We start from the raw sequence: 15,533 nt of genomic DNA on the forward strand, positions 1-15,533 counted from the left end.
CGTCGCAGGCACTTTGACAGGAACTACTCCGGACCGCATACTCGACACAACAATAGTGAACTAAAGTTCACTCAACGAACATCTCGGGCGGGTGGAACACACGTGCGGAGAGACAAGGTGGTCGCCACGGCGGCGGACGCGCTGGCCGGGGTCGGCGACGGGGCGTCGTTCGCGGTCGGCGGCTTCGGCCTCAGCGGCATCCCGAACGTGCTGATCCAGGCCCTCTACGAGACCGGGGTGACCGGCGTCTCCGTGGTGTCGAACAACTGCGGGGTGGACGGCGGCGGCCTCGGCCTCCTGCTGGCCGCCCGGCGCATCGCCCGGGTGACCGCCTCCTACATCGGCGAGAACAAGGAGTTCGCCCGGCAGTACCTCGCCGGTGACATCGAGGTCGAACTGACCCCGCAGGGCAGCCTGGCCGAACGGCTGCGCGCGGGCGGCAGCGGCATCCCGGCCTTCTACACCCCGGCGGGTGTCGGCACCCCGGTCGCGGACGGCGGCCTGCCGCTGCGCCACGCCCCCGACGGCTCGGTCGCCGTCGCCTCGCCGCCCAAGGAGGTCCGCGAGTTCGACGGCAGGTCATACGTGCTCGAACGCGGCATCACCACCGACTTCGCGCTGGTCAGGGCAGCGAAGGGGGACAGGCACGGCAACCTGGTCTTCAGCAAGGCCGCCAGGAACTTCAACCCGCTGGCCGCGATGGCCGGGCGTGTCACCGTCGCCGAGGTCGAGGAGCTGACCGAGCTCGACCCCGACGAGGTCCACCTGCCGGGCGTGTTCGTCCAGCGCGTGCTGGTGCTCACCCCCGAGCAGGCGGCGGACAAGGCCATCGAGAAGCGGACCACGTCATGACCTTCGAGGAGTCCCGATGAGCTGGAGCCGTGACGAGATGGTCGCGCGGGCGGCGGCCGAACTGCGCGACGGCGACCACGTCAACCTCGGCATCGGCCTGCCCACCCGCATCCCCTCCTTCCTGCCGCCGGACGTCGAGGTCGTCCTGCACTCGGAGAACGGCATCCTGGGCGTCGGCCCCTACCCCGCCGAGGACGAGGTGGACCCGGACCTGATCAACGCGGGCAAGGAGACGGTCACCGTACGGCCGGGCGCGTCGTTCTTCGACTCCGCGCTGTCGTTCGGCATGATCCGCGGCGGTCACATCGACGTGGCGGTGCTGGGGGCGATGCAGGTCTCCGAAGGCGGCGACCTGGCCAACTGGATGGTCCCCGGCAGGCTGGTCAAGGGCATGGGCGGGGCGATGGACCTGGTTCACGGCGTCCGCAAGGTCATCGTGATCACGGATCACACCGCCAAGGACGGTTCCCCGAAGCTCGTACGGCGGTGCTCGCTGCCGCTCACCGGCAGGGCGTGCGTCAACCGGGTCATCACCGACCTCGGCGTCCTCGACGTCACCCCCGAAGGACTGAGGCTCGTCGAGACCGCCCCCGGTGTGAGCGTCGAAGAACTGCGAAGCCGTACGGACGCGGACGTCCTGATCTGACCGTCCGGAGGACGAGGTGTGTTCCGGCGCCGGTCAGCGGCCTTCACCCGGGCGGTGGACGCTGAGGTCGCCGTAGGCCGACAGGCCGCGGGCCAGGTCACCGGGTTCGTGCCGCAGGGTGGCGTCCAGGAAGGCGAGGGTGGCCGCGGCGACGACGCGCGGGCTCTCGGCACGGCCCAGGGAACCGACGATCGACGGCACAGGCGGCAGGTACAGGGGACCGTCCATGAAGGTGAGGTGCGCGGCGCCGGGAACGGTGAGCCGGTAGTTCGTCGCGGTGCCGGACTTGAGGGCCTCGGTGAGGCGGGGGATGTAACGCGGGTCGGTTCCCGGGGTCACGGCCTGGGTCAGCGCGAGCGCCGGCTGGTTGAGGGCGGGGGAGGCGGGGCCGTGGGGGTAGCCGTCCAGGTCGATGACGGCGTCGAACCGGTTGTCCTGCCGGGCGGCCTGCAGGGCGGCGGCACCACCCATGGAGTGGCCGGTGACCGCGACCCGGCCGGTGTCCAGGCGTCCGGCCAGCGGGTCGGTGATCTCGCCTCGATCCAGTCGCTCCAGCTGTGTGAGGACGAAGCCGAGGTCGGAGGCCCGGACGGCCGTCCAGCCGACCGCCAGCCTGTCGTCCTTGTCCCGGTCTCCGGTGGAGGCGGTCCTGGCGTGAATCGTCCGGCCGTCGGCGAGGACGACGGCGGCGGAGTCGTACGGGTGGTCGAGGGTGGCGACCACGTAGCCGTGGCTGGCCAGTTCCTCGGCCCAGGCGGTGTTCTGGGTGCGCACCCCGCCCGACCCGGGAGAGAACAGCACGACCGGGAACCGTTCGCTCCCCCCGGCCACCGGGGCGTCGAAGACGGAACGGGAGCGGGCACGCGGGACGCCGTCGATCAGGAAGCCGGGCAGGCCGACCTGGCGGGCGAGGGTGCCGGAGACGACACGTGCCTCCTGCTCGGTGCGTCCGAGGTACTGGGCCCGCCGCGCGCCCGCGGGGCTCCTCCGCGCGGGATACCAGAGCTGGACCACGACCGTGCGCCGGTCGTCCGGATCGGCGGTGAAGCTCTCGGGCCGGTGCGGGTCGGTCCACTGCGCCACCCGGGTGCCGACCGCGAAACGGCCTGACGGCTCGGGGAACACGGGAACCGGGAAGGCCCAGGCGGCCACCGGACCCCCGGCGATCAGGCAGGCGCAGACCGCCGACCCCGGCAACGCCAGCCACCACCGGGCCCGCCACGCCGACCGGCCGGTACGGCGTCCCAGCAGGGGAGCGAGGGCGAACGGAAACGCCACGGCGGCGCCCGCCAGCACCGGCAACATCTGCCAGCGGAGCCCCGTCACACCCAGCGCGATCGCGGACAGCACGAAGACCGTCCCCGCCGTGATCGTGACGTACGGGCGGGCGGGCGAGGCAAGCCAGCGCGCCACCACCAGCGCGAGGGCGCCCAGCAGGGAAAGAAGTTCCAGCGGGGACATGTACAGCCCCGCGATGATCTCGGTCACCCGGCCATTCTCAGAGCAGGGCACACGGCGCCACATCGACCCCAAGGCTCCATAACGTGCGACCGGAGTCGCACCCGGCGCCTCGCCCGTGCGACCACGGTCTCAAGCACCGGACGAACGGCCGCCCAGCCGGCATCGCACCACCGCCAACCGGTTGGTCACACACCGCTGACGGAGAAGGCGGCGATCGATGCCCTACCGGCCCTCAGCGTGAGGAGTGTCGGCTTGGGCGCCGTCGGTGCTTGGACTGAGGAACGCAGGAGCGCAGCGACGCAGTGACGAGGGAAAGCGCCGACTCGGAGGCGCCCAAGCCCGCGACGCCGTCAGGCGGAGCAAGGAGACACAGTGACGAGGGAAAGCGCCGACTCGGAGGTGCCCAAGCCCCGCGACGCCGTCAGGCGGAGCAAGGAGACACAGTCCGCGACGCCGTCAGGCGGAGCAAAGAGACACAGCCGTCATCCCGCGCCGGGTCCGGCCGCGCGGGTCCTTGAGCGCCGGTGGCCGCGTTGCAGGAGGGAGGCGAGACCGAGTGGGGAGAGGACACGGTTCACATGCCGGTGAGGTCCTGTGGAGACGGGCCGCTGCGGACGCCTGGCCCGGCTGCCCCTGGTCGCCGACAGGACGACCACGACCAGCAGGACCGAGATGAAGGCTCCCGCGAGTACCGCGACGAGCACCGCGAACATATGAACTACCCCAAAAGTCGGAACCTTGCGTATACGCCGCGTCATATCCGCAGCTCACAGAGGTAACGGTGAGAAAAAGGGTCGTTCTTCCTCAATCAAGGAAGAAGGCCTCTTTCTTTACCCGCGGCCGGACCGCGCGGGGCGGACGCGTGGCACGGCAGAGGCGTCTCCGCCGGGGGATCCGTCCGTGGAGGCCGGTTTGAGGGGCGATGAGAGGCCCCGGCGTCAGGCGAAGAGGACCCGGGCTAGGGTCATGCCGACGAAAACGGCGCCGAGACCCGCGACCACCGAGGCGACGACGTTGACCACCGCGTAGAAACGCGCGCCGTTCTCGGCCAGCTGCAACGTCTCGTAGGAGAACGTCGAGTAGGTGGTCAGCGCCCCGCAGAACCCGGTCCCCACCAGCAACTGGATCTCCGTGCCCACCGCGCCGGACAGCGCGGCCCCGGCCAGCAGGCCGAGGACGAGGGAGCCGGACACGTTGACGGTGAAGGTCCCCCACGGGAAGACCGTGTCGTGCCGGGCCTGGACCGTCCGGTCGGTCAGATAACGCAGCGGCGCGCCGACGGCGGCGCCGGCCAGCACCAGCAGCCAGTTCACCGTGCCCCCCTCCGCACCGTGTCTCCCACCGTGTCTCCCACCGTGTCTCCCACCGTGTCTCCCACCGTGCCTCTCACCGTTCTGCTCGCCCGCCGCGATGGTGGACGATCTCGACCTGGTCGAGCACGGCCACGCCCTCGATGAGCAGGTCGTCGAGCTGGGGCAGGAAGGCGCGGACGGCCTCCTCGGTGTCGATGATCACCACGGCGACCGGCAGGTCGTCGGCCATCGACAGCAGCCGGGTGGTGTGCACGACCTGTGTGGCGCCGAAGCCCTCAAGGCCGTGGAAGACCGACGCCCCGGCCAGCCCGGCGGCGTGGGCGCGGTGCACGATCTCGGTGTACATCGGACGGTGGTGCCAGGTGTCGGTGTCGTCGAGGAAGACGGTCAGTCTCAGCCCTCGCCCAGACATGATCATCGTGTTCTCCCTGCCTTCCGTCTCACCGCCGCCAGGATCAGGCGGGTGATCCACGCTCCGGCCGTGACCGAGGCCATGGCGGCCACGACCGTGACGGCCATGTAGGTCAGCGCCGGGCCGGGCCGTCCGGCTGCGACCAGGCGTTCGATGTCCACGCAGTAGGTGGAGAAGGTGGTGAACCCGCCGAGCACGCCGGTCGCGAAGAACGGCCGCACCCAGACGGGGGCGGTCCAGGCCTCGGTCAGCGTCACGAGGAAGACGCCGATCACCAGGCAGCCGAGGGCGTTGACGCCCAGCGTGGTCCACGGGAAGGCCGCAGGCGGGGTCGGCCACAGCAGAGACGCCCCGTAACGGGCCGCCGCGCCGATCGAGCCTCCGGCGGCGACCGCGGCGAGCACGCGCAGCTGCGAGCGGCGTGCCTGGCGGCGGCGCCGTACGTCGGCGAGATCGACGTCTGGGTCGACGGGCTCGGTCACCGTTGCGGGCCCCACCTCATCCGGGCGCATGATCCTCCCCACACGTGGCGTGCGCCCCGGGTTCCAGGGCGCGAGCTGTCACGAGCAGGGACCGTTGGCGGCGCGCGTGCCGCGGTTCGGGTACGGCGGGCCCCACCGCCGCGAGACGCCCCGGGCGGGCTCGGCGAGCCTGCGCGAGGGTTCCCCCACAGCCTAGCCCGCCCCGGATCTCCCCTTGGCCGCCCCCCGCCCCGAACCGGGGTGTCTCCGGTCGGCGGCGGTCGGCCCGCCGTACCCGGGCCCGGTCCTGCCTCTCGTCCGGGCGGCGAACGCTCCTCGGGGCCGGTATGCCAGGGCCCCGGCCGCATCGTGGTCTCCCGTAGCGTCGAGACCACGATGCGGCGGACGCCGCGCCCGGGGCCCACGTCCGGGCGGCGGCGAGCTTCAGGTAACTTAGGTAAGCCTAAGCTCAGTTTTTGGATTTCGGCGCGCCCTGTCAAGGTGGCGGCCTGTGACCTGGTTCATACCACTGGCCCGTTTGCCTGGCCGCCCAGGGCCTGCTCGCCCCGACCCGGCTGCCCGTGGGTGTGCTGACCGGCGTCATGGGCGGCTGCTCCCTCATCTGGCTGCCGGCCCACGAGTGGCGCGCGGGCCGTACGGGCACGGGGCGGGCGGCAGGGAGCTGAGCCTCACGCCGGGGGCAGGCGCCTGAGCAGGTAGGTGTCCATGATCCAGCCCTTGCGATCCCGGGCCTGCGCGCGCAGGTCGCGGATGCGCCCCGCCACCTCGGTCACCGGCCCGGAGACCAGGATCTCGTCCGGGGTGCCCAGGTAGGCGCCCCAGTAGATGTGGAACTCCTCCGCCCGGTCCCCCAGGTCGGCGAAGGCGCAGTGCGCGTCGAGCATGACGAGGACGTCGTCGGCCGTCGGCCCCTCCTGTGCCAGGCGGCGGCCGGTGGTGATGTGCACCGGGCGGCCGACCCGGTTCAGGTTGGTACGGTGCCGGGCGGTCAGCGCGGAGACGCTGGTGATGCCCGGGACGACCTTGTGGTCGAAGACGACCGTCCCCCGCCCGGCGACCTCCTCGATCCCGGCGAGCGTGCTGTCGTAGAGGCCGGGGTCGCCCCAGACGAGGATCGCCCCGGTCTCGTCCTCGCCGAGTTCGTCGCGGACGAACGCCTCGTACAGGTCGGCGCGCCGCGAACGCCACGTCTCGACGGCCGAGGCGTAGGCGGGGGTGGTCCTGTCCCGCTCCGGGTCCTGGGCCTGCACCACCCGGTACGGCCGCCGCCCGTGCGCCTCGATCATGTCCCGGCGCAGATCGGCCAGGTCGTGTTTGACCTCTCCCTTGTCCACCAGCAGGAAGGCGTCGGCCCGGCCGATGGCCTTGACCGCCTGGAGGGTGAGATGGTCGGGGTCGCCCGCGCCGATGCCGATGATGAGGATTCGCTTCACGGGGAAGAGTCTGCCCTCCCCGCCGTGGGCGGGTCCCGCCGGGCCGGTCCGCCGGAGGTCGGCACCCGGAGCACAGAGAAGTCTCCGTCCCCTGTGAGATGATGCCGCCGCGGGCGACGGCGGTCAGAGGAAGCCGGTGCGAGTCCGGCGCGGTCCCGCCACCGTGACCGGCGAGCCGGTCGTGGGCGGATGGCTCACGACGAGTCTCGCCGGGAGCCGGAGACTCACGCGGTCGCCTCCTCAGGCCAGGCCGGGGCGGACCTCCCCGGGAGAGGATCGGTGATTCGTCATGTCCCCCGTCCGGCGCGCCCCCGTGATCGCGCCCGCCGCCCCGGAGGCCGTCTCTGCGGCGATGGCCGAGGTGTCCTCGGTCGGCGGCTACTTCGAGCTCGACGAGGGCGAGGCGGAGCCGGGCTGGCGGCCGCTCACCGACCTGCTCACCGACCGAGCCCTGCTGGAACGGCGCGTCGCCGAGGTCGCCGTGCGCCTGGGCACCGACCAGCCGCGGGTGGCGGCCTCCATCCAGTTCCAGGGGCTCGCGGCCCGCCTGTGGTCGCCGGTCGTCGGGGCCGTGGCCGCCCACGACCTCCTCCTCGACCTGGCCCCCGCCCGGCTGCACTGGTACCCGGCCCCCGCCGGGCCGCTGCCGCTGCGCGCCGTACGGCCCGCGGGGCGGCGTGTGCCCGGCCCCGTCGAGGCGGCCGGGCCGATGTACCGCGGCGTGGTGACCGGGCTGCTCGAACCGCTGGCGCTGGCCGTACGGGAGGTCGTCGGGATCGCGCCGGGCCTGCTGTGGGGCAACGCCGCCTCGGCCCTGGCGGGAGCCGTGTGCGTCCTCGCGGGCCGGCGCCCCGACCTGGCCACGAGGGCCGTCGCGCTCGGCCGGGAGCTGCTGGGGACGGGGCTGCTGCGCGACACCGGTGAGCTGGATGAACCCGTCCCCGGGCGGCCGGTCTTCACCCGGCGCAGCTGCTGCCTGTACTACCGGCTGCCCGGCGGCGGCAAGTGCGGCGACTGTGTCCTGCTCGCCGGTCGCGCGAGAAGCCGTACGGGAGGCCGGGAGGGACGCGCCTGAACGGCCGTCACCCCGGCCCCGCGGACAGCCCGAGCTCGTGTTCGCCCAGGGGTGCGAAGAAGCGGTCCACGTCCCGCTCGCTCACCTCTTCGAGACGGGCGGGGGACCAGCGGGGGGAGCGGTCCTTGTCGATCACCTGGGCGCGGATGCCCTCGACCAGGTCGGGCGCGGACGGCATCGCGCAGGCGACGCGGTACTCCTGGTCGAGCGCCTCCTCAAGGGACCCGAGCCCCCGGGCCAGGCGCAGGGCGCGCAGGGTGACCTTCAGCGCGGTCGGCGACCTGGCCGAGACCAGTTCCGCCGCCCGCTTCGCCTCCTCGGCGCCGTCGCCGAGCAGCCGCTCCACGATCTCCTCGACCGTTTCGGCGGAGTAGCAGGCGTCGATCCATCCGCGTTCGCCGGTCAGCTTTCCGGGCGGCACCGGGCGGGCGAAGGCGGCGACGACCCCCGCCACGTCCCCCGAGGCCAGTTCGGCGGTGAGGGCGCCGAGATCCGCCGAGGGGACGAAGTGGTCGGCGAGCCCGCAGGCGACGGCGTCGCCCGCCCCGATCGCCGCCGAGGTCAGCGCCATGTGGGTGCCGAGCTCGCCGGGCGCCCGCGACAGCAGGTAGGTGCCTCCCACGTCGGTCAGGAAGCCGATCGTGGTCTCCGGCATGGCCAGGGTGGTGCGTTCGGTGACGATCCGCACACCGCCGTGCGCGGAGACGCCCACCCCGCCGCCCATGACGATGCCGTCCATCAGGGCCACGTACGGCTTGCCGTACCGGGCGATGAGGGCGTTGAGGCGGTACTCGTCCCGCCAGAACGCCGGTGAGGCCCCGCCCCCGGTCCTGACGTCCTCGTGGATGGCGCGGATGTCGCCCCCGGCGCACAGGCCGCGCTCGCCCGTCCCCCTGATGAGCACGGCGGAGACGGAGTCGTCGCAGGCCCAGGCCCGCAGGGCGGTGTCGATCCGGCGGATCATGCCGTGGTTCAGGGCGTTCAGGGCGCGGGGCCGGTTGAGGATGATCTGCCCGAGGCGTCCGGTGACCAGGGTCACGACCTCGGCGTCCGGCTGGAGGTTCATCAGGCGGCCCCCACGAGCCCGCGGGTGACGACGACGCGCATGATCTCGTTCGCTCCTCAATGTAGTCGGACGTCCTACTAAATCCAGAGCGTACGGCGTTCGCCCGAAAGAGTCTTGATGCATATCATTCGTAGTTGCGAATTACTTGCAACAAGGGGGTGGCATGGCGGTCGTCCTGGGGATCGAGACCTCGTGCGACGAGACCGGCGTCGGCATCGTCTCCGGCGGTCGGCTTCTCGGCGCCGCGCTGTCCTCCTCGATGGAGGAACACGCGCGCTTCGGCGGGGTGGTGCCGGAGATCGCCGCCCGCGCCCACCTGGAGTCGCTCGTCCCCTGCGTGCGGGCCGCCTTCGAGCGGGCCGGGGTCGGCCCGTCCGAGATCGACGCGGTCGCGGTCACCTCGGGACCCGGCCTGGCCACCGCGCTGCAGACCGGGATCGCCGCCGCCAAGGCCTACGCGCTGGCCTGGGACCTCCCCCTGTACGGCGTGCACCATCTGGCCGGGCACGTGGCCGCCGACACCCTGGAGCACGGCCCGCTGCCGCCGCGCTCGGTCGCGCTGATCGTCTCCGGAGGGCACACCTCGCTGCTCCTGCTCGGGGACCTGGCCCGTGACCCGGTCGTCCACCTCGGCGACACCCGTGACGACGCCGCGGGCGAGGCGTTCGACAAGGTCGCCAGGCTCCTCGGGCTCGCCTACCCCGGCGGTCCCGCCGTCGCCGAGGCCGCCCGCGACGGCGACCCCGGGGCGGTCGCCTTCCCCCGGGCGATGCTCGGCGACGGCCACGACTTCTCCTTCTCCGGGCTCAAGAGCGCCGTCGCCAGGCATGTGGCGCGGGCGGGCGACTCCCTCGCCGTGCCCGACGTCGCGGCCTCCTTCCAGGAGGCGGTGGCCGACGTGCTGACCCGCAAGGCCGTCGAGGCCTGCCTGGGCGCCGGAGTGGACACCCTCGTGATCGTCGGCGGGGTCGCCGCGAACCGGAGACTGCGCGAACTCGCCGCCGAGCGCTGCCGCGCGGCGGGCCTCACGCTGCGGATCCCGCCCCCGGGGCTGTGCACCGACAACGGCGCGATGATCGCCGCAGTCGGGGACCTGCTGGTCGCCGCGGGAGCACCGCCCTCCTCACGGCACCTGGCGGCCGATCCCTCGGCCCCGCTGAGCCGGGCCCGCACACGAGACTGACGTGTCGGAGGCCGCTCCGGCGCGGGAGGAGCGGGCGGGAGAAGGCCGGCGGAGCGATCGCCGCGCCCTCAGCGGGCTTTGATCTGAGTGGAGAGGCAGGCGATCTCGGCGGCGAGGTAGGCGCCGAGCTCCGGCGGGACGATGTTGACGGCCGTGATCTCCGCGGGGTCGAGCGGCAGCCGTACGACCTCGTAGACGCCCCTGGCGGGGTCGGAGAACTCGGGGCCGCAGCGCAGGGCGGGGTCCATCGAGACCAGGCGGCAGCCGTACACGTGCTGGATCTTGACGCCGTCGTCGCGCACGCACTCAAGGGTGGTCAGCGGGGTGACGTCGGAGACGACCGCGCCCAGCTCCTCAAGCACCTCGCGGTGGAGGGTGTGCTCAAGGGAGGCGTCCTGCGGCTCGACGTGGCCGCCGGGGATCGACCAGTAGAGGTCCTGTCCGGGGACCGTGCGCCGGAACAGCACGAGCCGGTCGTCGTCGAGGATCACCGCGCGGACGCTGGGGACGAGGGGCATCGGCCCATTCTGCCATCGGCCGTTCAGGCGCTCAGAAGTCGCCCCGGCGTAGCCGCTTGAGGTCGGAGCGGTGCTTCTTGGCGGTGATCCGCCGCTCGACGGAGCGCCTGCTCGGCTTGGTCGGACGGCGCCGCTTCGGTGGCGGGGCCACGGCCTCCCGCAGCAGCCGGGCCAGCCGGTCGCGCGCCGCCTCGCGGTTGCGCAGCTGGGAACGGAACTCCGAGGCGACGACGGTGATGACGCCGCCGACCAGCCGGGGACCGAGACGTTCGAGCGCGCGTTCCCTGAGCGGCGGCGGCAGAGCCTCGGTCGCGGCCAGGTCGAAGCTCAGCTCGACCCGGCTGTCGGTGGTGTTGACCCCCTGCCCGCCCGGCCCCGAGGAGCGGGAGAATCGCCAGCGGAGCTCGGCCTCGGGGACGCAGAGCGAGCCGCTGATCTCAAGCGGATCGGACATGGGAGGACTGCTCCTTCGGAATCTCATGGGCTGTGATCCCAGGATATCCACGGCACGAACTCCCTGATCAAGCGATTTATCCCCCTGTCTGGACGGGAAGGGCCGGGTGATCCGGTCTTGTGGGGTGGTGCGCCTTCCGCCACAGTGACTCCGGGGAAACCCAGGGGGCCGCACCGTGAAGATCCGTACGAGAGGCGGGGGCGCGTGGACAAGATCGTCGGCGTGCATGGGATAGGCAAGTACCACTACTACCGCGACGCGGGTAACTCGGCCGAGGGCGCGGCCGGGGCCGTACGTGAGAAATGGAACCGCTACCTGCACAAGGGGCTGACCGGCGGTGTGCCGTACGCCCAGGAGCGCTACGTCACCGACATCGCCTACTACGCGCACCTGCTGGGCGAGCGGCCCCAGGAACCGTCCGCGCGCGCGGTCCGCGCCATGGACACCCCCTCCCAGGAGGTCTTCGTCGCCTGGGCGAAGCAGTTCGCCACGGTGGGGGAGGGGCTGACCGGCGCGCTGCACGCGATGACCGGCTGGCTGCTGGACCGCCTGCAGGCCAACGCGGCCGACGTCGCGGGACTCTTCTGCCCCGAGGTCGCCGCCTACATGACGGCCGGAGGCCAGGCCAGGGAGAAGGCGCGCGCGGCGGTGGCGCAGACGATCAGGCGCAACCAGCCGAAGGTGGTCATCGCCCACTCGCTCGGCAGCGTGGTGGCCTACGAGACGCTGTGGTCCAACCCCGACCTGAAGGTCGACCTGCTGCTCACCCTCGGCAGCCCGCTCGGCATGCAGAACGTCATCTTCGAACGCCTGCTGCCCGCCCCGATCAACGGCCAGGGCAGGAAGCCGCCGTCGGTCAGGCGCTGGGTCAACGTCGCCGACAAGGACGACATCGTGGCGATCCCCGCCGAACTGCGCAGAAACTTCACCGGCGTCGACCAGGAGACGCTGGTGAACCTCGACTGGATCGACTTCCACAGCGTGCGCAACTACCTGGGGTGCGGAGCGCTCAACGAACACCTCAAGCCTTACCTCCAGTGACCCGTCCCTTCACCGGACCGTCGCCCGGGGGTAGACGGGTGTTCAATGACGGTGGGTAAGGCCCTTGCCTGTGCAACGGTTGTTCATCCCGCCGTGGACCGCAGGCCACGGCGGGGAAAGACGGGCGGGTTGCACTGGTCGCGTGGAGCAGACACCGTCACGCAGGGTGTTCCTTTCCGTCGCCGCCACGGGTGTGGGCGGCCTGTTGCTCACCGGGGCGGGGCTGACGCCGACCGGGAACCGGACGACCTCGCGAACCCTCCGCCGCGACCCGTTCACCCTGGGGATCGCCTCGGGTGACCCGTCGCCGGACGGGGTCGTGCTGTGGACCAGGCTCGCCCCCGACCCGCTCGGCCCGCAGGGGCTGGGCGGGATGCCCGCCAGGGACGTCGAGGTCGAGTGGCAGGTGGCCGCCGACGAGAACTTCACCAGGGTGCTGCGCAGCGGCGTGGAGACCGCCCGGCGGGAACGGGCGCACAGCGTCCACGTCGAGCTGGACGGGCTCGAACCCGGCCGGGAGTACTTCTACCGCTTCCGCGCGGAGGGACACCTCTCGCCCGCGGGCCGTACCCGGACCGCCCCGGCGGCCGAGGCGGCGCCGTCCCCGCTGACACTGGCCGTGGCCGCCTGCGCCCACTACGAGCACGGCTACTACACGGCCTACCGCAGGTTGGCCGAGCAGGAGCCCGACCTGGTCGTCCACCTGGGCGACTACATGTACGAGTACGCCCCCCAGGGATACACCGCGATGGGCGGCGCCGTACGTGAGCACACCGCGGGCAAGTGCGCCACGCTGGCCGACTACCGGATGCGGCACGCGCAGTACAAGAGCGACGCCGACCTGAGGGCCGCGCACGCGGTCGCGCCGTGGCTGGTCGCCTTCGACGACCACGAGGTCGAGAACAACTGGGCCGGGAAGGTCTCCAGCACCGGGGACCCGGAGTTCGCCCGCCGCAGGGCCAACGCGTTCCAGGCCTACTACGAGAACATGCCGCTGCGCGGGACGAGTGTGCCCGACGGCGGTTCGATCCGGATCCACCGGCGGGTCGACTGGGGGCCGCTGGCCCGCTTCCACCTGCTCGACACCCGGCAGTTCCGCGACGACCAGGCGTGCCAGGACGGGCTCAGGGCCGGATGCGACGACCGGCTCGCGACCCGGCGCACCCTGCTCGGGGAGGACCAGCGGCGCTGGCTGCTGGACGGGCTCGCCTCCTCCCGGGCGCGCTGGAACCTGGTCGCCCAGCAGATCCTGATGGCCCAGCGCGACTACCGGGCCGGGCCGGGCATCGAGGTCAACATGGACTCCTGGGACGGCTACGCCGCCGAGCGCACCCGCCTGCTGACCGGCTTCCGCGACTCGGGCGCCGCCAACCCGGTCGTGCTGACCGGTGACATGCACATGCACCACGCGGCCGACCTCATGCTCGACTTCGACGATCCCGACTCGCCCAAGGTCGGGGTCGAACTGGTCACCTCCTCGATCGCCAGCGACGGGGACGGCTACCGGGACAAGGCCAGGGTGGCCGAGACGATCGCGGAGAACCCGCACATCTCCTATCTCGACCAGCGGCGCGGCTACATCGTCTGCCGGATCACCCAGGAGGAGCTGCAGGCGGACTTCCGCACGCTGGACTACATCAGCCGCCGCGGTGCCCCGGCCAAGACGGGTGCCCGGTTCACCGTCCCCGCCGGACATTCCACCCTGCTGTAAAAACGTGGGGAATTCCTGAAAGTTGTTAGATGATGCGGCATATGAGTGATCTTCTCCCCAGGAGGCTCGCCGCCGCGGCCCTCGCCGCCGCGCTCGGCGGTGCCCTTCTCGTCCAGCCCTCGACCGCGGCGGCGGCCGAGGCCCGGCCTACCGCGGCCTCGGCCCCCTTCCGGTACGAGGTCTTCTTCCCCAAGTACACCTACCGGGGCGGAAACCTCACCTACACCGTCAAGGTGCGCAACAAGCGGGTCAAGGGCCAGCACTACGTGGCGCTCGTCGGTGACTTCTCCACGCACTTCCGCACGGTCAGGGTGATCTCGAAACCGCGCAGTGTGAAGTGCTCCGTCAAGCGGCGGTCCGTACTGTGCCTGGTCTCCTCCCTCGACAAGGGCGACGCGACGACCATCAAGCTCAGGGGATGGGTCGGCTCACGCAGGGGCACCGCCGTGGCGCGGTTCGGCGCGGCCGTGACCGACAACCCGAACGTCTCCGCCAAGCGGCTCGCCAAGGAGATCCGCAGCCACCTCAGCGCGAAGTCGAAGGTCCTGTGACCCCCTGACAGCCGACCGGAGGTCCGTCACCGGCGGATCTCCGGCGCCCGGCGCGCCGGGCGAGGCGGGTCACGGGCGTGCCAGGATTGGGTCATGGACATCGATCTGGCCGATCTGGGGTTCTGGCGCCGCCCGATCAAGGAGCGCAACGAGGCGTTCGCACGGCTGCGAGAGCTGGACCGGCCGGTGTTCTTCCCGGAACGGCGGGTGCCGCTGCTGCGCTCGGGCAAGGGCTTCTACGCCCTGGTACGGCACGCGGACGTGGTCGAGGCCAGCCGCAACGCCAAGGTCTTCTCCAGCGAGCCTGCGGTGACCAACCCCGAGCCGCCCGGCTGGGTCAAGCACGTGTTCGGCGAGTCCATGGTGAACATGGACGACCCCCGGCACGCCCGTCTGCGCCGCATCGTCTCGCGGGCGTTCAGCCCCAAGATGCTCGCCGGGCTGCAGGACGGCATCGACAGGGCGTGCGCCGGGATCGTCGACGACGTGATCTCCGAGGGCCCCGGCGACTTCGTCCGCCAGGTCGCCGCCCGGCTGCCCATCCATGTCATCTGCGACATGATGGGCATCCCCGACGAGATGCGGGAGCGGGTCCACCGGCACGTCGACGTCTCGACCGCCTACACCGGGGTACGGCCCAGCCTGCCCCAGACGCTCAGGATGGCCGGGCAGAACATGCTGGCGCTGCTCGCCCTGCAGCGCATGGTGATCCAGCTGGGCAGGCGGCGCGCCACGACGCCCGAGGGCGACCTGGTCTCCGCCCTGGTCACCGCCAACGTGGACGGGGAACGGCTCACCGACCGCGAGCTGGGCTCGTTCTTCGCGCTGCTGCTGGTCGCGGGCAACGAGACGGCCCGCAACACCATGGCGCACGGCGTCAAGCTGCTCACCGACAACCCCGAGCAGCGCCGCCTGCTGACCGAGGACTTCGACGCCCACATCGGCGGGGCGATCGAGGAGATGGTCCGTTACGTCTCGCCCATCATGCAGTTCCGCCGCACCGTCACCCAGGACCACGACCTGCGCGGCCTGCACCTGAAGGCCGGGGACAAGGTCGTGCTGTTCTACGGCTCGGCCAACCGCGACGAGGAGGTCTTCCCCGACCCCGACCGCTTCGACATCACCCGCGAGACCAAGGGCCACGTCGGCTTCGGCGGCCCGGGGCCGCACTTCTGCCTGGGCGCCAACCTGGCCCGTCAGGAGATCAGGACCATGTTCCGCGAGCTGTTCACCCGCCTGCCGGACGTCCGCTCCGTCGGCGAGCCCGAACTCCTCCCCTCCAACTTCGACAACAGCGTCCGCAGCCAGGCCTTCACCTTCTGAGGGCACCTTCTG

At 71.9% G+C, this 15,533-nt stretch carries 17 protein-coding genes and 1 riboswitch; of the genes, 8 read left to right on the plus strand and 9 right to left on the minus strand.

Annotated elements, in window-relative coordinates; genetic code table 11:
• Window positions 1-102 precede the first annotated feature (102 nt).
• Both ABT340_RS04375 and ABT340_RS04380 read left to right on the plus strand, forming a co-directional pair.
• Window positions 103-852: a CoA transferase subunit A gene (locus tag ABT340_RS04375; RefSeq protein WP_352009208.1), complete on the plus strand. Its 750-nt coding sequence runs from the start codon at window positions 103-105 to the stop codon at window positions 850-852.
• A gap of 16 nt (window positions 853-868) precedes the next feature.
• Window positions 869-1,498, plus strand: a complete 630-nt coding sequence (locus tag ABT340_RS04380) for a CoA transferase subunit B (RefSeq protein ID WP_352009209.1) — start codon at window positions 869-871, stop codon at window positions 1,496-1,498.
• Between the two features lie 33 nt (window positions 1,499-1,531).
• Here the strand turns inward: ABT340_RS04380 and ABT340_RS04385 are convergent, their stop codons facing one another.
• From ABT340_RS04385 to cobF, 6 genes are all read right to left on the minus strand, one after another.
• On the minus strand, window positions 1,532-2,986 hold the full coding sequence (locus ABT340_RS04385) for an alpha/beta hydrolase family protein (RefSeq protein ID WP_352009210.1): 1,455 nt from the start codon (window positions 2,984-2,986) through the stop codon (window positions 1,532-1,534).
• 455 nt (window positions 2,987-3,441) lie between these two features.
• A complete protein-coding gene (locus ABT340_RS04390; protein ID WP_352009211.1) occupies window positions 3,442-3,672 on the minus strand; it encodes a hypothetical protein in 231 nt (76 codons plus the stop codon).
• 225 nt (window positions 3,673-3,897) lie between these two features.
• Entirely contained in the window at window positions 3,898-4,272 is a 375-nt protein-coding gene (gene crcB, locus ABT340_RS04395) for a fluoride efflux transporter CrcB (protein WP_352009212.1), read from the minus strand.
• A gap of 73 nt (window positions 4,273-4,345) precedes the next feature.
• Window positions 4,346-4,690, minus strand: coding sequence for a DUF190 domain-containing protein (locus ABT340_RS04400; RefSeq protein ID WP_352009213.1), 345 nt, complete (start codon window positions 4,688-4,690; stop codon window positions 4,346-4,348).
• Window positions 4,687-5,196, minus strand: a complete 510-nt coding sequence (gene crcB / locus ABT340_RS04405) for a fluoride efflux transporter CrcB (RefSeq protein ID WP_352009214.1) — start codon at window positions 5,194-5,196, stop codon at window positions 4,687-4,689. Before crcB (ABT340_RS04405) ends, ABT340_RS04400 begins: the two co-directional genes overlap by 4 nt.
• Before the next feature lie 638 nt (window positions 5,197-5,834).
• Window positions 5,835-6,599, minus strand: coding sequence for a precorrin-6A synthase (deacetylating) (gene cobF / locus ABT340_RS04410; RefSeq protein WP_352009215.1), 765 nt, complete (start codon window positions 6,597-6,599; stop codon window positions 5,835-5,837).
• Window positions 6,600-6,726: 127 nt separating this feature from the next.
• Window positions 6,727-6,824: riboswitch (cobalamin riboswitch) on the plus strand.
• 64 nt (window positions 6,825-6,888) lie between these two features.
• Here cobF and ABT340_RS04415 point away from each other — a divergent pair.
• On the plus strand, window positions 6,889-7,674 hold the full coding sequence (locus tag ABT340_RS04415; RefSeq protein WP_352009216.1) for a (2Fe-2S)-binding protein: 786 nt from the start codon (window positions 6,889-6,891) through the stop codon (window positions 7,672-7,674).
• 7 nt (window positions 7,675-7,681) lie between these two features.
• Here the strand turns inward: ABT340_RS04415 and ABT340_RS04420 are convergent, their stop codons facing one another.
• Complete coding sequence (locus ABT340_RS04420; protein WP_352009217.1) at window positions 7,682-8,740, minus strand: enoyl-CoA hydratase/isomerase family protein; 1,059 nt, start codon at window positions 8,738-8,740, stop codon at window positions 7,682-7,684.
• 163 nt (window positions 8,741-8,903) lie between these two features.
• Here ABT340_RS04420 and tsaD point away from each other — a divergent pair, with 163 nt between their 5' ends.
• Window positions 8,904-9,923 (plus strand): tRNA (adenosine(37)-N6)-threonylcarbamoyltransferase complex transferase subunit TsaD, encoded by a 1,020-nt coding sequence (gene tsaD / locus ABT340_RS04425; protein ID WP_352009218.1) that lies wholly within the window; start codon window positions 8,904-8,906, stop codon window positions 9,921-9,923.
• A gap of 68 nt (window positions 9,924-9,991) precedes the next feature.
• Here the strand turns inward: tsaD and ABT340_RS04430 are convergent, their stop codons facing one another.
• Together ABT340_RS04430 and arfB are read right to left on the minus strand one after the other, a co-directional pair.
• Window positions 9,992-10,441 (minus strand): NUDIX hydrolase, encoded by a 450-nt coding sequence (locus ABT340_RS04430; protein WP_352009219.1) that lies wholly within the window; start codon window positions 10,439-10,441, stop codon window positions 9,992-9,994.
• A gap of 31 nt (window positions 10,442-10,472) precedes the next feature.
• On the minus strand, window positions 10,473-10,895 hold the full coding sequence (gene arfB, locus ABT340_RS42435; protein ID WP_502992412.1) for an alternative ribosome rescue aminoacyl-tRNA hydrolase ArfB: 423 nt from the start codon (window positions 10,893-10,895) through the stop codon (window positions 10,473-10,475).
• 204 nt (window positions 10,896-11,099) lie between these two features.
• Between arfB and ABT340_RS04440 the strand changes: the two genes are divergently transcribed.
• The 4 genes from ABT340_RS04440 to ABT340_RS04455 all read left to right on the plus strand — a co-directional run bounded on the left by ABT340_RS04440 (window position 11,100) and on the right by ABT340_RS04455 (window position 15,521).
• Entirely contained in the window at window positions 11,100-11,936 is an 837-nt protein-coding gene (locus tag ABT340_RS04440; protein ID WP_352009221.1) for a hypothetical protein, read from the plus strand.
• A gap of 142 nt (window positions 11,937-12,078) precedes the next feature.
• Complete coding sequence (locus tag ABT340_RS04445) at window positions 12,079-13,647, plus strand: alkaline phosphatase D family protein (RefSeq protein WP_352009222.1); 1,569 nt, start codon at window positions 12,079-12,081, stop codon at window positions 13,645-13,647.
• 41 nt (window positions 13,648-13,688) lie between these two features.
• A complete protein-coding gene (locus ABT340_RS04450; RefSeq protein ID WP_352009223.1) occupies window positions 13,689-14,198 on the plus strand; it encodes a hypothetical protein in 510 nt (169 codons plus the stop codon).
• 93 nt (window positions 14,199-14,291) lie between these two features.
• Window positions 14,292-15,521, plus strand: a complete 1,230-nt coding sequence (locus tag ABT340_RS04455; protein ID WP_352009224.1) for a cytochrome P450 — start codon at window positions 14,292-14,294, stop codon at window positions 15,519-15,521.
• Window positions 15,522-15,533 lie beyond the last annotated feature (12 nt).

The organism is Streptosporangium sp. NPDC000239 (assembly GCF_040300765.1).
Taxonomy (GTDB): Bacteria; Actinomycetota; Actinomycetes; order Streptosporangiales; family Streptosporangiaceae; genus Streptosporangium.